The organism is Allobosea sp. 10L422, from assembly GCF_056395345.1.
Map to the genome: position 1 here is coordinate 159,287 of NZ_JBFTJI010000003.1, position 15,896 is coordinate 175,182.

15 protein-coding genes and 1 tRNA gene are annotated in these 15,896 nt (G+C 66.1%); 8 read left to right on the forward strand and 8 right to left on the reverse strand.

Features of this window, described 5'->3' with window-relative positions:
• Nucleotides 1–9: 9 nt before the first annotated feature.
• The 4 genes from AC1DEZ_RS08970 to AC1DEZ_RS08985 form a co-directional block, all read right to left on the reverse strand.
• Complete coding sequence (locus tag AC1DEZ_RS08970) at nucleotides 10–1,215, reverse strand: HlyD family secretion protein (RefSeq protein ID WP_476779486.1); 1,206 nt, start codon at nucleotides 1,213–1,215, stop codon at nucleotides 10–12.
• A gap of 108 nt (nucleotides 1,216–1,323) precedes the next feature.
• The gene (locus AC1DEZ_RS08975) at nucleotides 1,324–1,746 is read right to left on the reverse strand and encodes an organic hydroperoxide resistance protein (RefSeq protein ID WP_441511743.1); all 423 of its coding nucleotides are present in this window, start codon (nucleotides 1,744–1,746) and stop codon (nucleotides 1,324–1,326) included.
• Between the two features lie 132 nt (nucleotides 1,747–1,878).
• Entirely contained in the window at nucleotides 1,879–2,811 is a 933-nt protein-coding gene (locus AC1DEZ_RS08980; protein WP_476779487.1) for a LysR family transcriptional regulator, read from the reverse strand.
• 478 nt (nucleotides 2,812–3,289) lie between these two features.
• Nucleotides 3,290–3,365: transfer RNA gene (locus AC1DEZ_RS08985), tRNA-Ala, on the reverse strand.
• Between the two features lie 118 nt (nucleotides 3,366–3,483).
• On the opposite strand from AC1DEZ_RS08985, the gene AC1DEZ_RS08990 reads away from it, so the two are divergent.
• Nucleotides 3,484–3,774: a YggT family protein gene (locus AC1DEZ_RS08990; protein ID WP_441511741.1), complete on the forward strand. Its 291-nt coding sequence runs from the start codon at nucleotides 3,484–3,486 to the stop codon at nucleotides 3,772–3,774.
• Between the two features lie 109 nt (nucleotides 3,775–3,883).
• Complete coding sequence (locus AC1DEZ_RS08995) at nucleotides 3,884–5,491, forward strand: gamma-glutamyltransferase (RefSeq protein ID WP_476779488.1); 1,608 nt, start codon at nucleotides 3,884–3,886, stop codon at nucleotides 5,489–5,491.
• A gap of 178 nt (nucleotides 5,492–5,669) precedes the next feature.
• Here the strand turns inward: AC1DEZ_RS08995 and AC1DEZ_RS09000 are convergent, their stop codons facing one another.
• Nucleotides 5,670–7,250 carry an ABC transporter substrate-binding protein gene (locus AC1DEZ_RS09000; RefSeq protein WP_476779489.1) on the reverse strand — a complete coding sequence of 527 codons (1,581 nt, stop codon included), beginning with the start codon at nucleotides 7,248–7,250 and terminating at the stop codon, nucleotides 5,670–5,672.
• A 44-nt stretch (nucleotides 7,251–7,294) separates the two neighbouring features.
• Nucleotides 7,295–8,788, reverse strand: coding sequence for an amidase (locus AC1DEZ_RS09005; protein ID WP_476779490.1), 1,494 nt, complete (start codon nucleotides 8,786–8,788; stop codon nucleotides 7,295–7,297).
• Nucleotides 8,789–8,919: 131 nt separating this feature from the next.
• On the opposite strand from AC1DEZ_RS09005, the gene AC1DEZ_RS09010 reads away from it, so the two are divergent.
• The 4 genes from AC1DEZ_RS09010 (at nucleotide 8,920) to AC1DEZ_RS09025 (ending at nucleotide 12,322) form a co-directional block, all read left to right on the forward strand.
• Nucleotides 8,920–9,252, forward strand: coding sequence for a DUF167 family protein (locus AC1DEZ_RS09010; RefSeq protein ID WP_476779491.1), 333 nt, complete (start codon nucleotides 8,920–8,922; stop codon nucleotides 9,250–9,252).
• Between the two features lie 69 nt (nucleotides 9,253–9,321).
• Nucleotides 9,322–10,020 carry a carbonic anhydrase gene (locus AC1DEZ_RS09015; protein ID WP_441511736.1) on the forward strand — a complete coding sequence of 233 codons (699 nt, stop codon included), beginning with the start codon at nucleotides 9,322–9,324 and terminating at the stop codon, nucleotides 10,018–10,020.
• Between the two features lie 339 nt (nucleotides 10,021–10,359).
• Nucleotides 10,360–10,806: a tripartite tricarboxylate transporter TctB family protein gene (locus AC1DEZ_RS09020; RefSeq protein WP_476779492.1), complete on the forward strand. Its 447-nt coding sequence runs from the start codon at nucleotides 10,360–10,362 to the stop codon at nucleotides 10,804–10,806.
• Between the two features lie 16 nt (nucleotides 10,807–10,822).
• Nucleotides 10,823–12,322 carry a tripartite tricarboxylate transporter permease gene (locus tag AC1DEZ_RS09025; protein ID WP_476779493.1) on the forward strand — a complete coding sequence of 500 codons (1,500 nt, stop codon included), beginning with the start codon at nucleotides 10,823–10,825 and terminating at the stop codon, nucleotides 12,320–12,322.
• A gap of 321 nt (nucleotides 12,323–12,643) precedes the next feature.
• Here the strand turns inward: AC1DEZ_RS09025 and AC1DEZ_RS09030 are convergent, their stop codons facing one another.
• Nucleotides 12,644–13,618 carry a Bug family tripartite tricarboxylate transporter substrate binding protein gene (locus AC1DEZ_RS09030; protein WP_441511733.1) on the reverse strand — a complete coding sequence of 325 codons (975 nt, stop codon included), beginning with the start codon at nucleotides 13,616–13,618 and terminating at the stop codon, nucleotides 12,644–12,646.
• A 133-nt stretch (nucleotides 13,619–13,751) separates the two neighbouring features.
• Between AC1DEZ_RS09030 and AC1DEZ_RS09035 the strand changes: the two genes are divergently transcribed.
• Complete coding sequence (locus AC1DEZ_RS09035; protein ID WP_476779494.1) at nucleotides 13,752–14,720, forward strand: D-2-hydroxyacid dehydrogenase; 969 nt, start codon at nucleotides 13,752–13,754, stop codon at nucleotides 14,718–14,720.
• On the opposite strand, the gene AC1DEZ_RS09040 is transcribed toward AC1DEZ_RS09035, so the two are convergent.
• Nucleotides 14,708–15,220 (reverse strand): MarR family winged helix-turn-helix transcriptional regulator, encoded by a 513-nt coding sequence (locus AC1DEZ_RS09040; protein WP_476779495.1) that lies wholly within the window; start codon nucleotides 15,218–15,220, stop codon nucleotides 14,708–14,710. The two genes, AC1DEZ_RS09035 and AC1DEZ_RS09040, sit on opposite strands and share 13 nt — an antisense overlap.
• 173 nt (nucleotides 15,221–15,393) lie before the next feature.
• Here AC1DEZ_RS09040 and AC1DEZ_RS09045 point away from each other — a divergent pair, with 173 nt between their 5' ends.
• Nucleotides 15,394–15,894: a flavin reductase family protein gene (locus AC1DEZ_RS09045; protein WP_476779496.1), complete on the forward strand. Its 501-nt coding sequence runs from the start codon at nucleotides 15,394–15,396 to the stop codon at nucleotides 15,892–15,894.
• Nucleotides 15,895–15,896 lie beyond the last annotated feature (2 nt).

Here is a 15,896-nt window from a genome sequence, read left to right on the forward strand (position 1 = left end):
TGGACGCACTCACTCGATGCTCATTGAAGCCGTTGCCGCCTTGGTTGCCGCGGACCTCGTGTCGATCGTCGGATAGACAGACATGCCCGTTCGCAGCACGACCGGCAGCGCTCCTGCGTGGTCGAGCACGATCTTCACGGGGATGCGCTGCACCACCTTCGTGAAATTGCCGGTGGCGTTGTCGGGCGGCAGCAGCGCAAATTCCTGGCCGCTGGCGGGCGAGAGGCTGTCGACATGGCCCTGGAAGACCCGGCCGGGGAAAGTGTCGATTGCGATCGTCACCTTCTGTCCGGCCTGGACCCCGGCGAGTTGCGTCTCCTTGTAATTGGCCACGATATAGGCGGCCTCCGTCGGCACGACGGCCATGAGCTGCGTCCCTGCCTGGACATATTGGCCGACGCGCAAGGTGCGGTTGCCGACGACGCCGTCGACCGGCGCGACGAGCGCCGTGTAGGACAGGTTCAGCTCCGCCTGATCCTGCGCGGCCCTGGCGCTGGCGAGTGCCGCCTGTGCCTGGGCGAGCTCGGCCTTGATCACGTCGAGCTGGGTGGTCGCGCTGGCGAGGGCTGCCATGTCGCGCGTCACCGCCGCACGGGCCACGCCGATGCGCGAAGTCGCGAGCTGCGTGTTCTGGATGCTGCCGTAGCCGGTCTTCGCCAATTGGGCGTAGCGCTGGTCGTCCTGCTCGGCGAAGGTCTGGGTGGCCTTGTCGGCTTCCAGCGTCGCCTTCGCGGCGTCGATTGCGGAGAACTGGGCGGTGAGCGCGGCGTGCTTGTTGGCGATGTTGGCTTGTGCGGCCTCGACCTGCGCGCTGGCCTGAGCCAGGCTGACCTTGAAGTCGCGGTCGTCGATGCGGGCGAGGAGTTGCCCGGCCCGCACCGCCTCGTTGTCGCGTACCAGCACGGCCGCGACATAGCCGGAGATCTTCGGTGCGATCGTCGTGCTGTCGGCCTTCACATAGGCATCGTCAGTGGAGACCTCGAAGCGTCCCGTCGTCCAGTAGCGCCAGCCGAAATCGACCGCGCCCGCCAGGGCGGCGAGCGCGACGCCCGCGAACAGCAGCGGCCGCAGCCGGCGCTTGCGGGCCGGCTGCGGTGTCTCGTCCGGTGCGGTGTGCGCCGGGGGAACCGGCTCCTGCGGCATCTTCATGCCGGGCGCGGCTTCGCCCGCGGGAAGCGGCCTCTCGATTGCGAAAACCGTCTGGTGCTGGCTCATGGCCCGGCCCTTTCAGATTGGCGAATGCGGAAAATCGGGTCGTGGCCCTCTTCCGCCCCTGACGCGTCGGAGGCGGAATTCGTCGGGGGCCGCGAACCCTGGCTTGGCCTACGCAGCGACCGCGAGCGCGACGCTCGCGTCGATTCCGTTGCGGGTCATCTTCGAATACGGGCAGGTCGCATGGGCGCGGTCGACGAGCTGCTGTGCCACGTCCTCGGCAAGGCCGGGGATGGTGACGTTCAACCGGGCAGCCAGGAAGTAGCCCTCTGCGTCGTCGAGCGAGAGCTTCACCTCGGCATCGACCGCGGTCTCGGGCGGAAGCCTGACGCCCAGCTCCCTGGCTGCATGCCCGAGCGCGCCTTCAAAGCAGGCGGACCAGCCGGCCGCGAAGAGCTGCTCGGGATTGGTGCCGGGCCGGTTGGAGCCGGGCACCGACAGCTTGACGTCGAGCTGGCCGTCCGAGCTCTTGGCCCAGCCCTCGCGGCCTCCGACGGTGTGGACATGGGCGGCGAAGAGAGTCTTGGCAGACATGTTGAAGTCTCCTGTTCCGGTATTCGGGGGTGCCCGATACCTAGTGGAGACCTCGGTTCGCCTGCAGACGGTCAAATCGATAGGCAGGCTCTCAGGGGCCGATATGCGCCGGCCGATGCCGATGGAAAGCTACTATTCCCGCGCCTGGTCCTCCGCGGTGCCGCATGCCGCGAGATCCTTCAAGGCACGTCTCAGCCGTGGCGCCATCCAGTCGATGAACACGCGCACTTTCAGCGGCAACAGCCCCTGGCGGGCATAGATGAGGTGTACCGGGAAAGACTGGCTCTCATAAGTCTCGAACAGGGCGACCAGGGCGCCCGACTGCACTTGCCTGGCGACCTGATATTGCGGGGCGCGGATGATGCCGACCCCATGCAGGGCGGCCGTGACGGTCGCCGCCGCCGTGTTCGCGCGCATCCGGATGTTCGGCTTGCCTTCAAGCCTCTGGCCGTCTTGCTGGTAGATCCAGCCCGGCTCGACAATCTGCCCGAAAACGACGCCGTCATGACCATCGAGTTCCTCCGGGCTTGACGGGTGGCCCTTGCGCGCCAGATAGGCCGGGCTGGCGCAGGTCACGAAGCCGAACGCGCCGACCTTCACCGCATGAAGCGAACTATCGGCGAGCTCGCCGAGCCGGATGCCGATGTCGACATGCTCGTCGACGAGGCTCACGACACGATCGACGGACAGCACGTTCAGCGCGATCTCCGGGTGCTCGCACAGGAAGTCATAGGCGAGCGGCAGCACATGATCGTGCCCGAATGCGATCGGCACCGTGATCGTCAGGACGCCTCGGGGCTTGTCATATTCACCTGAGGCGCGGAGTTCCGCATCCTCGATCTGCGCCATGATCTGCCGCGCCGCATCGACATAGTCCCGGCCTGCGTCGGTGAGCTGGATGTTGCGGCTTGTCCGGACGAGAAGGCGCGTGCCGAGATGGCGCTCGAGCTCTGCGACTTTGCGGCTGACGCTCGGCAACGGCGCGTTCAGCTTGCGGCTGCCCGCCGACAAGCTGCCGGCGTCGACCACCGCGAGCAGGATCTGCATGGCATCGAAGCGGTCCACGAGATACGACCCTGTTCTCTGACGCCGCTGCGACGGCGCATTCGCATCAATTAGGCCTCGTCCGATTGCATGGCCGACCTCAGTCTAACGTCTGGTCGCCGCGGCGGCCATGGCGGCCGCCGGCTGAGAGGAGTGCCTGAGGGAGGTTAAGTCCAGCCGCTTTTCGCCGACGAGCGTCGTGGCGCAGCCCTCCGCAGCGAACATCCAAGGCAGATGCGCGCGAAACGCGGAAACGCCGCATCATCGGCGTTGGACCGAAATCCTGAACGGCCAGCCTGGCCTCGCTGAAGGCAAGCAGGCTATGACGCAGTCCCTGGCCAGTGGCTGCGGGCTGCGGCTGCCGGCGAAGGGGCGATCCCCGGTAGGCTCCGGGGCTCATCGCGATCTTTTGGCACGCCCAGGGCATCGCCAGGAGCAAGACGAAGCCGTGGCCTCAACTAAGCCGTTGAATCTGCCAAGTTGTTTTTAAGGGTGGCCTTGGTGGAGCTGAGGGGATTCGAACCCCTGACCTCTGCAGTGCGATTGCAGCGCTCTCCCATCTGAGCTACAGCCCCAAGGCGCTGGCCTTCTAGGCCGTGCGCCGCGTGGATGTCAATCACTTCCGCCATCTGATTTGGCGCGAGCAGGGGATATTCCGCGAACCCTCTCCAGTCAGGCTAAAAGGGAAGATCGATGCGCGCCGTTCTAGACGTGGTTCTGCTCGCTCTGCAGATCTATGTGTGGCTTCTGATCGCCTCGGCGGTGCTGAGCTGGCTGATCGCCTTCAATGTCATCAACACGCGCAACCAGTTCGTCTCCACCGTCTGGGATTCGCTCTATCGCGTCACCGAACCGGCCCTGCGCCCGATCCGCAACATGCTGCCCAATCTCGGCGGCATCGATATCTCGCCGATCATTCTGCTGCTGATCATCTACTTCATTCAGAGCGTAATCGTCCGCTACATCTACCCCAACGTGTTCTGACGGCATCCGTCCTGCGCGCGGCGCGGCTCTCCGGCCGCGACGACGCATTCGACGTTGCCGTGAGCCCTATGCAGTATGGCGGCCTCTGCAATCGCCCGAGGTCGCCAGCATGGCCGCAGCCGCCCGCCCCTATCGCAGCCAGAACTGGCTTCTGACCAAGCCTGCCGCCCGCGGCAAGCACGGTATCGTCGTCTCGCAGAGCCGCGAGGCCGCCGAAGCGGGAACCGCGATCCTGGAGCAAGGCGGCAACGCCGCCGACGCCGCAGTCGCCGCCTGCTTCGCGTTGGCCGCGGTCGAGCCCTGGAACAGCGGGCTCGGCGGCATCGGCTTCGCTGTCGTGTTGAAGGCAGGCGATAGCCGGGCGCAGGTCGTCGATTTCGGGCCGGTCGCGCCGCGCCGCGCCGATCCTGCCGATTACCCGCTTACGGGCGAGATGAAGAAGGACCTCTTCACCTGGCCCGAGGTCGTCGGCGACCGCAACATCCACGGCCCCCTCTCCTTCGTCACGCCCTCCTCCGTCGCGGGCTATGCGAAGCTCAAGGAAGCCTTCGGCTCAAAGCTGCCGCTCGCGGACATCCTCGCACCGGCCATCGCGCTCGCCAAGCGCGGCCTGCCGGCCGATTGGTACACCACGCTCAAGATCGCCTCCTCGGCTTCGGTCCTGCGGCTCTATGAGGAGAGCGCGCGAATCTATCTGCCCGGCGGTCTGCCGCCCGTGCCGCCCTACCAGGGCACGCCCGGTTTCATGACCCTGGGCCGGCTGCCCGGCACGCTCGAGCGGCTGGCCGAGGCCGGCCTCGACGACTTCTACCGTGGCGACGTCGCCCGCCGTCTTGCGGCCGATATCGCAGCGGCTGGCGGCGTCGTGGACGAACAGGATCTCGCCGGCTGCGTCGCACAGCTGCGTCCCGCGCCGACGATCGACTGGCGCGGCAGCCACCTCGTCCACACCGCCGGCGGCCTCACTGCCGCTCCGACGCTGGAGCGCGTCATCGCCGGCATGACCGATGCGCCGATCGACGGCGAAGGTCCCACGGCCAGTTGGTTCGCCCAGCTTTCGCGCGTTATGCGGCAGGCCTATCGCGAACGCCTCGACGGCCTCGGCGCCGCGACCGCTGCGAAGGAGCCCGGCGACACCTGTACCACCCACCTCACCGTGGTCGATGGCGAAGGCAATCTCGTCACCGTCACCACCACCCTGCTTTCCTCGATGGGCAGCCGCGTCGTGCTGCCCTCGACCGGCGTGCTGATGAACAACGGCATGATGTGGTTCGATCCGCGGCCGGGCAGCGCCAACGCGATCGCTCCCGGCGCTCGCCCGCTCTGCAACATGTGCCCGGTCGTGGTGACGCCGCGGGATGGCGGCTGGCCGCGCCTGGCGGCCGGCTCCTCGGGCGGGCGGCGCATCCTCGCCAGCGTCTACCAGACCCTGGCTTGGCAGCTCGATTTCGGCATGGGGACCGAGGAAACGGCGCATCAGCCGCGCATCGACGTCTCCGGCCCGGATTCCGCCACTGCCGATCTGCGGCTGCCGGCCGAGGCGCTGGCCGCTCTGGAACAGGTTGGCCCGACGACGCTGGCCGAACACGCTGTCATGCCGATCAACTTCGCCTGCCCGAACTTCATCCGTGTCGACCGCGACGGCGCGGAGGGGTCGAGCGACGCCGCCTCGCCGTGGTCTGCCGCTGTCGCTGCCCGGCACTCATCGGAAGATTAGGGGGCGGGATTACTCCCGCTCCCTGCAATCAACCCCGTGGAGATTGTTTGGCGACGCGCTGCGGGGAGTCGAATGGCGGTGTTTTCGAGAACCGGAGCGGAGCGTACATCAGTACGCGAGCACCGGAAGCGCAGAAAACGCCGTCAGTCGACCGCCGCAGCAGCGTTGACGGGCAGTCTCAGACCCGCTTCAGCCCCCAGGGATAGGGCGCCGAGCCCGGCAGCATGCCGGTCAGGTTCTTGCGATAGGCCGTGCGGATCACGAACTGGCCGAGCGGGATGGTCGCGCATTCCTCCAGCGCCAGCCGGCCGAGTTCGGCAGCCACCTTCTTCTGGGCGGCCTCGTCGGGCGCGTAGAGCCATTGCTCGGCCAGGCCCTCGGCCTTGTCGCTCGTCCACCAGCCGAACCAGCCCTTCTCACCCTGGCCGCGCACCAGGTTGGACAGCGCCGGATTGCCCCAACCGACGGCCGAGCCGGTGGTGTGGAAGATGCTCCACCCGCCCTTCTCGACAGGCTCGCGGCTGTTGCGGCGCTGGATCACCGTGCCCCAGTCGCTCGCCGCCATCTCGACATTCATCCCGAGCTGCTTGAGCAGCTCGTAGGTCACTTCTCCGAGAGGGCCGATATCGGGGAAGTCGGTCGGGTTGATGATGACGACCTTCTCGCCCTTGTAGCCGGATTCCTTGAGGGCGGCCTTGGCCTTCTCGATGCTGCCCGGCATCAGGTCTTCCTGCTCGCCGGTATAGTACGGCGTGCCACGCCACCAGAGATTGCGGCAGACCTGCCACATCGAGGTGTCGTCGCCCTGGGCGGCGCGCATGTAATCCTCCTGCTTCACCGCCATGCGGACGGCGGCACGCACCTTCGGATTGTTGAAGGGGGGCTGGAGATGGTTGAGCCGGATGATGGCGCCGCGGCCGGCCTTGTCGATGACCTCGCGCTTGATGTCGGGGCTCTGGGCCAGCATCGGCTGCAGGTCGGCGAGCGGGCGCTCCCACCAGTCGACTTCGCCGGTGGTCAGCGCCGCCGCTGCCGTCGCCGGGTCGGGCAGGATGTGCCATTCGATCCGCTTGAAGTTCGCGACCTTGCCGCCGGCATTGCGGCTCGGCGGTTCGCTGCGCGGCTTGTAGCCGTCGAACTTCTCATAGACCGCGCGGCTGCCGGTGACGAATTCGCCGGCGACGAACTTGTAGGGGCCGGAGCCGGTCATCTCCGCCACCTGCTTGGTCGCGTCGGTCTGCGCCAGACGTTCCGGCATGATGAAGGGCGGATTGTCCGCTTTCGAGAGCAGGTCGAGCATCATCGGGAAGGGCCGGGTCAGCTTGATCTCGATGGTGCGCTCGTCCGGTGCGTTCCAGGCTTCGACCACCTTGGCGAGCAACTGCCCGTAGGGATCGCGCTGGCACCAGCGCTTCATGCTCTGGATGCAGTCGGCCGGCTTCACCGGCGCGCCGTCATGGAACGCGAGGCCCTCGCGCAGGCGGATGCGCCAGGTCTTGCCGTCGGCCGAGACCTCATGCCCCTCGGCCATCTGCGGCTGCGGCTTCAGGTCCTCATCGCCGCCATAGAGCGTGTCGAAGACGTAATAACCGTGGTTGTTGGTCACGGTCGCCGTCGTCCAGATCGGGTCGAGCGCTGTCAGGTTCGCCTGAGGCACGAACTTGAGAACCGCGGCGCTCTGCGCGGCAGCAGTGCGTATCAGGCTCGGGCCGGCAATGGCGAGAGCCGCCGTTCCGGTGAGAAAATCGCGACGTTTCATTGTGTTCTCCCCTTTTTTGATTGGTGATGTCTGCGCGGTCCTGCTCAGGCAAACCCCATGAAATTCGGGCTCTCGCTGATCGGCCGCGCCTTGGCGAGCCTGGCGAGATCCGGGACCGGCCGCGCCGTCAGCGCGTCGCCGGCAAGGGCCGCTTCCAGGGCGGCCGCCACCGCCAGAACCTTGGCATCGCCGCCGCGCGGCCCGACGATCTGGAGGCCGAAGGGCATGCCGTTGCGATCGAGCCCGACCGGCAGCGAGATCGCCGGATGGCCCACATTGGTGACGGCATAGGCGAGCGCGAGCCAATGAAAATAGGTCCGCGTCGGCTTGCCGTCGATCTCAGCCGGGAAGAGCTCCGTCCAGGGCCGCGGGCTCAGCGTCACCGCGGGCGAGAGGATGACGTCGTAGCGCTCGAAGAAGCGCTGCCAATGATGATAGATCACCGTCTGCTGCTTCATCGCCCTGGTCACGTCGAGGGCGGAATAGGCCAGCCCCTCCTCGACATTGGCGCGGACATTCGGCCCGACCATCTCGGGCGTGTCGCGCACCTTGTCGAGATGGCTGGCGAGGAAGTTGACCGCCCGCAGGATCTCGAAGACCTCGTCGGAGCCGTCGCAGTCCGGCGTCGCCTCCTCGGCCGCATGGAAGAGATGGCTGAAGGCGCCGGTCTTCTCCGCGAAGCTCTCGCGGATCAGGCGCTCGGTCGGCGCGAAGCCGAAATCTGGCGTCAGCGCGACCTTGAGCGAGGCGAGATCGATGGCGTCGGGCCGGGCAAAATCCTCGGGGCGCCGCACCGTCTTGCCACGGATCGTCGTCGCCAGCGGGTCGGCGCCGTTGTCGGAGACCATGGTCGAGAGCAGCAGGCACAGATCCGGCACGTTGCGTGCCATCGGCCCAAGCACGGGCAGCGGGTTCCAACCGAGGGGCCGCTTCTCGCTCGGCACCAGCCCCGGCGTCGGTCGGAACCCGACGACGCCGTTGAAGGCCGCCGGATTGCGCAGCGATCCGCCCGTGTCGGAGCCGGTCGCGATCGGCACCATCCCCGTCGCCAGTGCGACGCCCGAGCCGCCGGAGGAGCCGGCTGCGCTCTTCGAGGGATCGAAGGGGTTGCCGGTCGCGCCGTAGACGGCGTTGCGCGTATTGGCGCCCGCGCCCCATTCCGGCGTGTTGGTCTTGCCGGCGATGATCGCGCCGGCCTTGCGCACCGAGGCAACGATCAGCTGGTCCTCCTTCGGCACGAAATCACGATAGAGCGCGCTGCCATAGGTGGTGCGCAGGCCCGCGACGTTCTCCAGATCCTTGATGCCGACGGGCAGGCCGTGCAGCGCGCCGAGCTTGCCGCCGCGCGCCGTCGCCTCGTCCGCGGCGGCCGCCGCCTTGCGCGCCGCCTCGTCGTCGCGCGCCACCATCGCATTCACGGCCGGATCGACCGCATCCATGCGACGGATGCAGCTTTCGAGCAGTTCACGGGCGGACAATTTCTTGGCGCCGATGAGGGCACGCGCGTCGACGGCGCTGAGATCGCAGGGTTCGGTCAAGGCTCGGTCTCCGTTGCGCACGGGCCCTCGGAAGCGCTATGCCGCACGGGCCGGCGCCTCAGACTAGGCGACGACAGGCATATGTCCATGTGGCGGCGGCGCATGGCCGCCCCTTCCGGAAGAGAGGGCTGATGAGCGAGCCGACCGCCCGGCCCTGGCGCGAAACTGGGAAGGGCCTCGCCCTCGACGTCAGGCTGACGCCGCGCGGCGGGCGCGATGCGCTTGATGGCGTCGAGGCGCTCGCGGACGGCCGCCTCGTCCTGAAGGCCCGCGTCCGCGCCGCCCCGACGGATGGCGAAGCGAATGCCGCTCTGATCCGGCTGCTGGCTGGCGAGCTGCGGCTGCCCCGATCACAGCTTTCCATCGCAAGCGGGGCCACGGCACGGGTGAAAACCGTGGCTCTGCAAGGCGATGCCGCCGCCTTGGCCGCAGCGCTGGCCGCATGCCTCGACAGGGTCACCTAAGCGGGGCCGCCAATCCCGCGCCGCAACATCGACTTGACGAAAGCCACGGTTTCCTGTTCCAGAAGGGCCATGGACAAGCCTGCAGAGCCATTCCCGCAGCGCCTGACGGAAGGCTACCGCGCCTTTCTCGACGACCGTTTCCTTCGCGAAAAGGACCGATACGAAGAGCTCGGCGAGCACGGCCAGACGCCGAAGATCATGCTGATCGGCTGCTGCGACTCGCGCGTTTCGCCGGAAGTCATCTTCGATGCGCGTCCGGGCGAGATGTTCGTCGCCCGCAATATCGCCAATCTCGTGCCGCCTTTCCAGCCGGACGACCAGCTCCACGGCACCTCGGCGGCACTTGAATATGCCGTGCAGGCCCTCAAGGTCCGGCATATCGTCGTGCTCGGCCATGGCCGCTGCGGCGGCATCCGCGCCTTCGCCGACGACAGCCAGCAGGCTCTCTCGCCGGGCGACTTCATCGGGAAATGGATCACCCTGATCGGCCCGGCCGCCGAACGCACTGGCGGGCGCGGCCGCAACGAGAACTTCGACGACTATCTCCAGCGGCTGGAGCTCGCCTCGATCCAGCAATCGCTCGCCAATCTCCGCACCTTCCCTTGCGTCCAGATCCTGGAGAGCAAGGGCAGGCTGCACCTGCACGGCGCCTATTTCGCCGTCGCCACCGGCGTGCTGATGATCCTCGACCCGGGCACCGGCCAGTTCATCCCGGCCGTCGGCGAGATGCCCAAGCGCGTCCAGCAGATCCGTTGCTCGGAGGCGTGAGCCCCTGCGTCAGGCTCGGGCATGATCCGAGCATGACGGCAATCGGCTTCCCTCCTTCTGACGTGGGGTCCGCGCGTCGCTCCTGACGCAACAGCGCTCCCGCACTCTCCTCTCGAATCTCACCCATGCTGAACCAGTCTCGAGAAGTTGAGTCTGGTCCGAGGCGCCGCGTCTGCGGATGAGCGGCCGCGCCGCCGCCGCCCGTGACGGAGCCTTCGTCTTGCCAGGCCACATATAAAGATAGTATACCAACAATCGGTAGGCTGCCTATATCCGGCTGCCGCCCAAACAAACCGGACCGATAACGGCCCGAAAAGAAAACTGTTGGGGGGAACAAGTATGGCGAAGCGGTCTGCGGACCTCTGGTCCGGCCTTTTGCTGATTGCGGTCGGCCTGTTCGGCTCGGTCTGGGCCTATATCCACTACCCGATAGGAAGCGCGGTCCGGATGGGACCGGCCTATTTTCCGGTTATCCTCGGCGCTTTGCTGGCATCGCTCGGCCTGATCATCGCGCTCAACGCGCTGGCTGCCGGTGGGCCGCAGATTGGCCGCTTCCACTGGCGGCCGCTGGTCCTCATTCTCGCGGCCATCGCAGGCTTCGGTTACCTCGTCGGCCCATGCGGGCTGCTCGTCGCGATTGTCGTCCTTGTTTTGATCGGCGCCGCGGCCGGCCACGAATTCCGTTGGAAGGAAGTCGCATCCCTCGCCGCGGCGATGGCGATCTTCTCGGCGCTCATCTTCGTGAAAGTGCTGAGCCTGCCCTTCCCTGTCTGGCCATCATTCTGAGCGGGTTGAAGACGCCATGGATATCGTCGGCAATCTTTGGTTGGGTTTCTCTGTCGCGGCATCGCCGCTCAACTTGCTGTTTGCGCTGATCGGCGCCTTGCTCGGCACATTGATTGGCGTCCTTCCCGGCGTCGGTCCGCTCGCCACCATCGCGATGCTGTTACCGATCACCTTCAATCTCGATCCGACCGGCGCCCTCATCATGCTCGCCGGCATCTATTACGGCGCGCAATATGGCGGCTCCACCACCGCGATCCTCGTCAATCTGCCGGGCGAAGCGACATCGGTCGTCACCTGTCTCGACGGCTATCAAATGGCCCGCCGGGGCCGCGCCGGCCCTGCGCTCGCCATCGCCGCGCTCGGCTCCTTCTTCGCCGGCTGCGTCGCCACGCTCGTCATTGCCTTCGCGGCGCGCCCCCTCGCGGAACTGGCGCTGGCCTTTGGGCCTGCGGAATATTTCTCGCTGGTCGTGCTCGGCCTGGTGACTTCGGTGGTGCTCGCCAATGGCTCGTTGCTCAAAGCCGTGGCGATGACTCTGCTCGGCCTCATGCTCGGCCTCGTCGGCACGGATGTCACGACCGGCACGCTGCGCTTCACGTTCGGCATACCGGAATTGTCGGATGGCATCGGCTTCGTGATCGTGGCCATGGACATTTTCGGCGTCGCCGAGATCATTCTGAATCTCGAGCAAAGGGAGGAGCGAGAGATCTTCGTCAACAAGGTCAGCCATCTCTATCCGACCAAGGACGATCTGAGGCGCTCCTGGAAGCCGGTTCTCCGCGGAACGGCGCTCGGCTCCGCGCTCGGGATCCTGCCCGGCGGCGGCGCGCTGCTTGCGTCCTTTGCCGCCTACACGCTCGAAAAGAAGATCTCGAAACATCCCGAGCAATTCGGCAAGGGTGCTATCGAGGGCGTCGCGGCGCCGGAATCGGCCAACAATGCCGGCGCGCAGACCTCATTCATTCCAATGCTCACACTCGGCATTCCCGGCAATGCGGTGATGGCGATGATGATCGGTGCGATGATGATCCAGGGCATCGCGCCAGGCCCGCAGGTGATGACGCAGAAGCCGGAGCTCTTCTGGGGCCTCATCGCTTCGATGTGGATCGGAAACCTGATGCTGGTCGTCCTCAACCTGCCGCTCATCGGCATGTGGATCAGACTTCTGAGCGTTCCCTACCGCCTGCTGTTCCCGGCGATCCTGGTGTTCATCGGCATCGGGGTGTTCAGCCTGTCGAACAGCGCATTCGACTGCCTGTTGCTGGCGCTCTTCGGTCTGCTGGGCTACGCCTGCGTCAAGCTGGCGTTCGAACCGGCGCCGCTCATCCTTGGTTTCATTCTCGGACCGATCATGGAGGAATATCTGCGGCGCGCGATGCTGCTCTCGCGCGGCGACCCGATGACGTTCCTCTATAGCCCGCTGAGCGCGTTCTTCCTGGCGATGTCGATCTTGCTCATGATCCTGGTGGTGCTGCCCGCGATCAAAAGCAAGCGCGAGGAAACATTCGTTGAATGACATCCCTGAATGCTGCGCGCAGCCGAGCATGGCCGCGGCGCGCAGCATTCAGACATGTCCCTCGGGCATTTGGCTCACTGATCCCGCAGGCGGCGAGTACCGATTGGCGAGCGACGGCCGGCTCCAGGAACTGATCGCACTCGGGCCCAAATCCGGCTCGTCCTCGATCATTATGCCGCCCCGTAGCCAGACCCCACGCACAATTCCATTCCGCCAGCCACATCGGAACGGAAGTGACGATTGCGATGAACAGACCGCCGCACCAGAGATCCCGTTGACCTCGGATGCGACGGCCATCGGCTTTCGCCAGCCGATTGCAGTTCACTGCGCCTTGATGTTGGCCGCCTTGATCAATGATTGCCACTGCGCGAAATCGGCGCGCATGATCCTGCCCATCTCGTCCGCGCTAGTCGGCGCCGGATCGAGCCCGGCGGCGGCGAACCGCCCGCGCACATCGGGAGCCTGCAGCGCCTTCGTGATCTCGCCGTTGAGTTTTGCGACCAGATCCGGTGGCGTGGCCGCCGCCGCCAGGACGCCGATCCAGGAATTGACGCTGAACCCCGGCACGCCCGCTTCCGACACCGTCGGAATATCAGGCATGGAGGGCGAGCGTTTCGGGTCTGTCATTGCGAGCGCGCGCACCATCCCGGAGCGAACGAGCGGCAGCACCGCGCCGGTGTCGACGATGCCGACCATCACCTCGCCGGACGCGACCGCGACCGAAGCGGGCGAGCCGCCCTTATAGGGGATCGCGAGCATATCGAGGCCGGCCTCGCGCTTGAGCAATTCGCCCGCAAGATGCGGCAGGCTTCCCGGTCCCGGAATGCTGTAGGTGACGTAGCCCGGCCGCTCCTTCGCATATGCGATGAGATCCTTGACCGAATTGACCGTCATCTTCGCATTCACGGCCAGCACCAGCGGACTGATCGCCGCCATGGAGATCGGCGTCAGATCCTTCAGCGGATCGTAGCGCAGTTGCTCGAAATGCGGATTGACGGTTAGCGCGCCGGTAGAAATCACGGCAAAGGTGTAGCCGTCCGCCGGCATACGGATCATCGCTTCGATGCCGATCGCGCCGTTGGCTCCCGGACGATTGTCGACGATCACCGGCTGGCCGAGATTTTCTTGCAGCTTCTGACCGAGGGTGCGGGCTATCAGATCCGAGCTGCCGCCCGGCGCATAGGGCACGATGATGTGCAACGGCTTGCTGGGGAAAGATTGGCCAAACCCCGTCGTGGTCGCACCCGCCATGAGCCCGGCGCCAAGCCATCGAGAAACCGCCCGTCGTGTAAGCATTCATCCCTCCCGTTTCATTGATCCAGACGCTGCTGGCCGGTTCGTTGGCCCAGGCATGGCCAGGCTTTTTGATTGTATGCCGATCATTGGCATGCCATCAATATCGAAAGCTCGCATTGCAGCTGGGGAAACCATGAAAGTCATCGTTTGGACGTCGCAGGCCGCGTCCGATCTTGCGCAAGGCCTGCAAGCGCTCGGCGCCGAAGTCGCGCGGGTCGATGACCAGGCCGGCTTCGCCGCCGCGCTGCCGGGTGCCCGCGCGCTCGTCACGATGAGCCAGCTGCGCGACGCGCAGACGGCGCGGGCGCTGCATGATCTGGGGGCGGATATTCGCTGGGTTCAGCTTCTGCTCTCGGGCTACGACGCGGCGCGCGTGCACGGAATTCCCGCCTCCGCCCGGCTGACGACAGTCGGCGATGCCTATGCCAGCGCGGTTGCGGAGCATGCGATGGCGCTCATGCTTGGCCTCGCGCGTCGGCTCGATCTGTCGTTCGCTCGCCAAGCCGCCTGCGCCTGGGCGCCGGACTACGCCGACCGCATGCAGGCGCTCGACGGCGCGGTCCTCACCGTCGTCGGGCTCGGGGCAATCGGACGGGAGGTCGCGCGCCGGGCGCGCGCCTTTGGCATGCGCATCATCGGCGTCAAGCGCCAGGCGACGCCCGACCCGCTAGCCGACGAGATCTATGGCACCAACGAACTCGACGGCGCACTCGCCCGCGCCGACATCATCGTCCTCGCCGCGCCCCTCACCTCCGAAACGCGGCACATGATCGGCGCGAGACAATTGGCGATCTGCAAGCCGACGGCGCTGCTGGTGAATGTCGGGCGCGGCGCGCTCGTCGACTCTGCGGCGCTGCGCTACGCGTTGCACAACAACGAACTTGGCGGTGCCGGGCTCGACGTCACCCATCCCGAGCCGCCGGCGGAAGACGACCCGCTCTGGGACTGCCCGAATTTGATCCTGACACCGCATATGGGCGGGCGCGGACATGCGCCGTCGCTGGCGCGGGCGGTCGAGCTGGTGATCGAGAACGCCGGCCGCTTCATCGCCGCCAGGCCGCTGCTGAACGAGATCGACGATCCGGCGATCTATGGCCCGTGAATCCGTCCGCCGGCCGGCTGCTCCGGCGTTTCCGCGGCAAGCGCGGCAATGGACGCAGGCGGCTCGAAGCCGACAAGCCGGCGCATGATGTGGAAGAATTGGCGCCGCTCTTCATCCGACAGCGGCGCCAGGATATCCGTCTGGGATCGCCGCACAGCGTCCTGAAGCACCAGCACAAGCCGCTTTCCGGGCGTCGACAGGCTCAGCACGCGCGCTCGCGCATCGACGCGCGAGCGATCGCGGCGCACCAGATTGCGCCGCTCCAACCCGACGAGAATGCGCCCGACTGTGACGCGATCGAGCGCGATGAGATCCGCCAGCGTCGCCTGGTCGATCTTCGGATGCAGGTAAAGCACCGTCAGAACCAGATGCTGCGGCGCCGTCACCTTGTAGGCCGCCAGCTTGGCCTCGATGTCGGCGACAGTAATCTGATGCGCGCGCCGGATGAGAAAGCCAGGCTTGTCCCTCAGGTCGGCAATATCCGCAATTTCATCAAGCATGGCCCGCGCTTTGCGAAATCGGTGAACACCGCATCAGTATGCCTTTCAGCTCCCGCCGACAACGATGTCCGGCTCGATCCCATCCGCAGAGAAGCGGCTTGACAGTTAGGTAGCATACTCATCATATTAATAAGCATGCTACCTATTGTCTCATACCGCGGAGACTTGTGACGATGGACGCCGCCGCTTTCAGATGCGCGATGCGCAATGTCGCTGGCACGGTTGCGGTCATCGCCGTAGGCAAGGAAAAGGGTCAACGGACCGGATTGACCGCGACGTCGATCTGTTCGCTATCCGACGATCCGCCCGCCCTGCTTGTCTGCGTCAATCGAAACGCCAGCGCTCACTCCCGCATTCGCGCCGATCGTTGCTTCAGCGTGAACGTGCTGGCGGAAGATCAGCAGATGCTGGCCAACCGCTTCGCCGGCCGCGAACAGATCGCCGGCGAAGCGCGCTTTGCAAGCGACCAATGGACCACGCTCCAAACCGGAGCGCCCGTTCTGCTCGATGCGATCGCGGTGTTCGATTGCGAGCTCTCAAGCGAATACCAGACGCCGACTCACTCGATTTTCGTGGGGCTCGTCCGCGACGCCCGCGGGCAGATCGCCGAGGCGCCGCTGGTTTATCTGCGCGGAGCCTATGCCGCGGTCCGGCCATCTCCGACATGCCGTTGAAA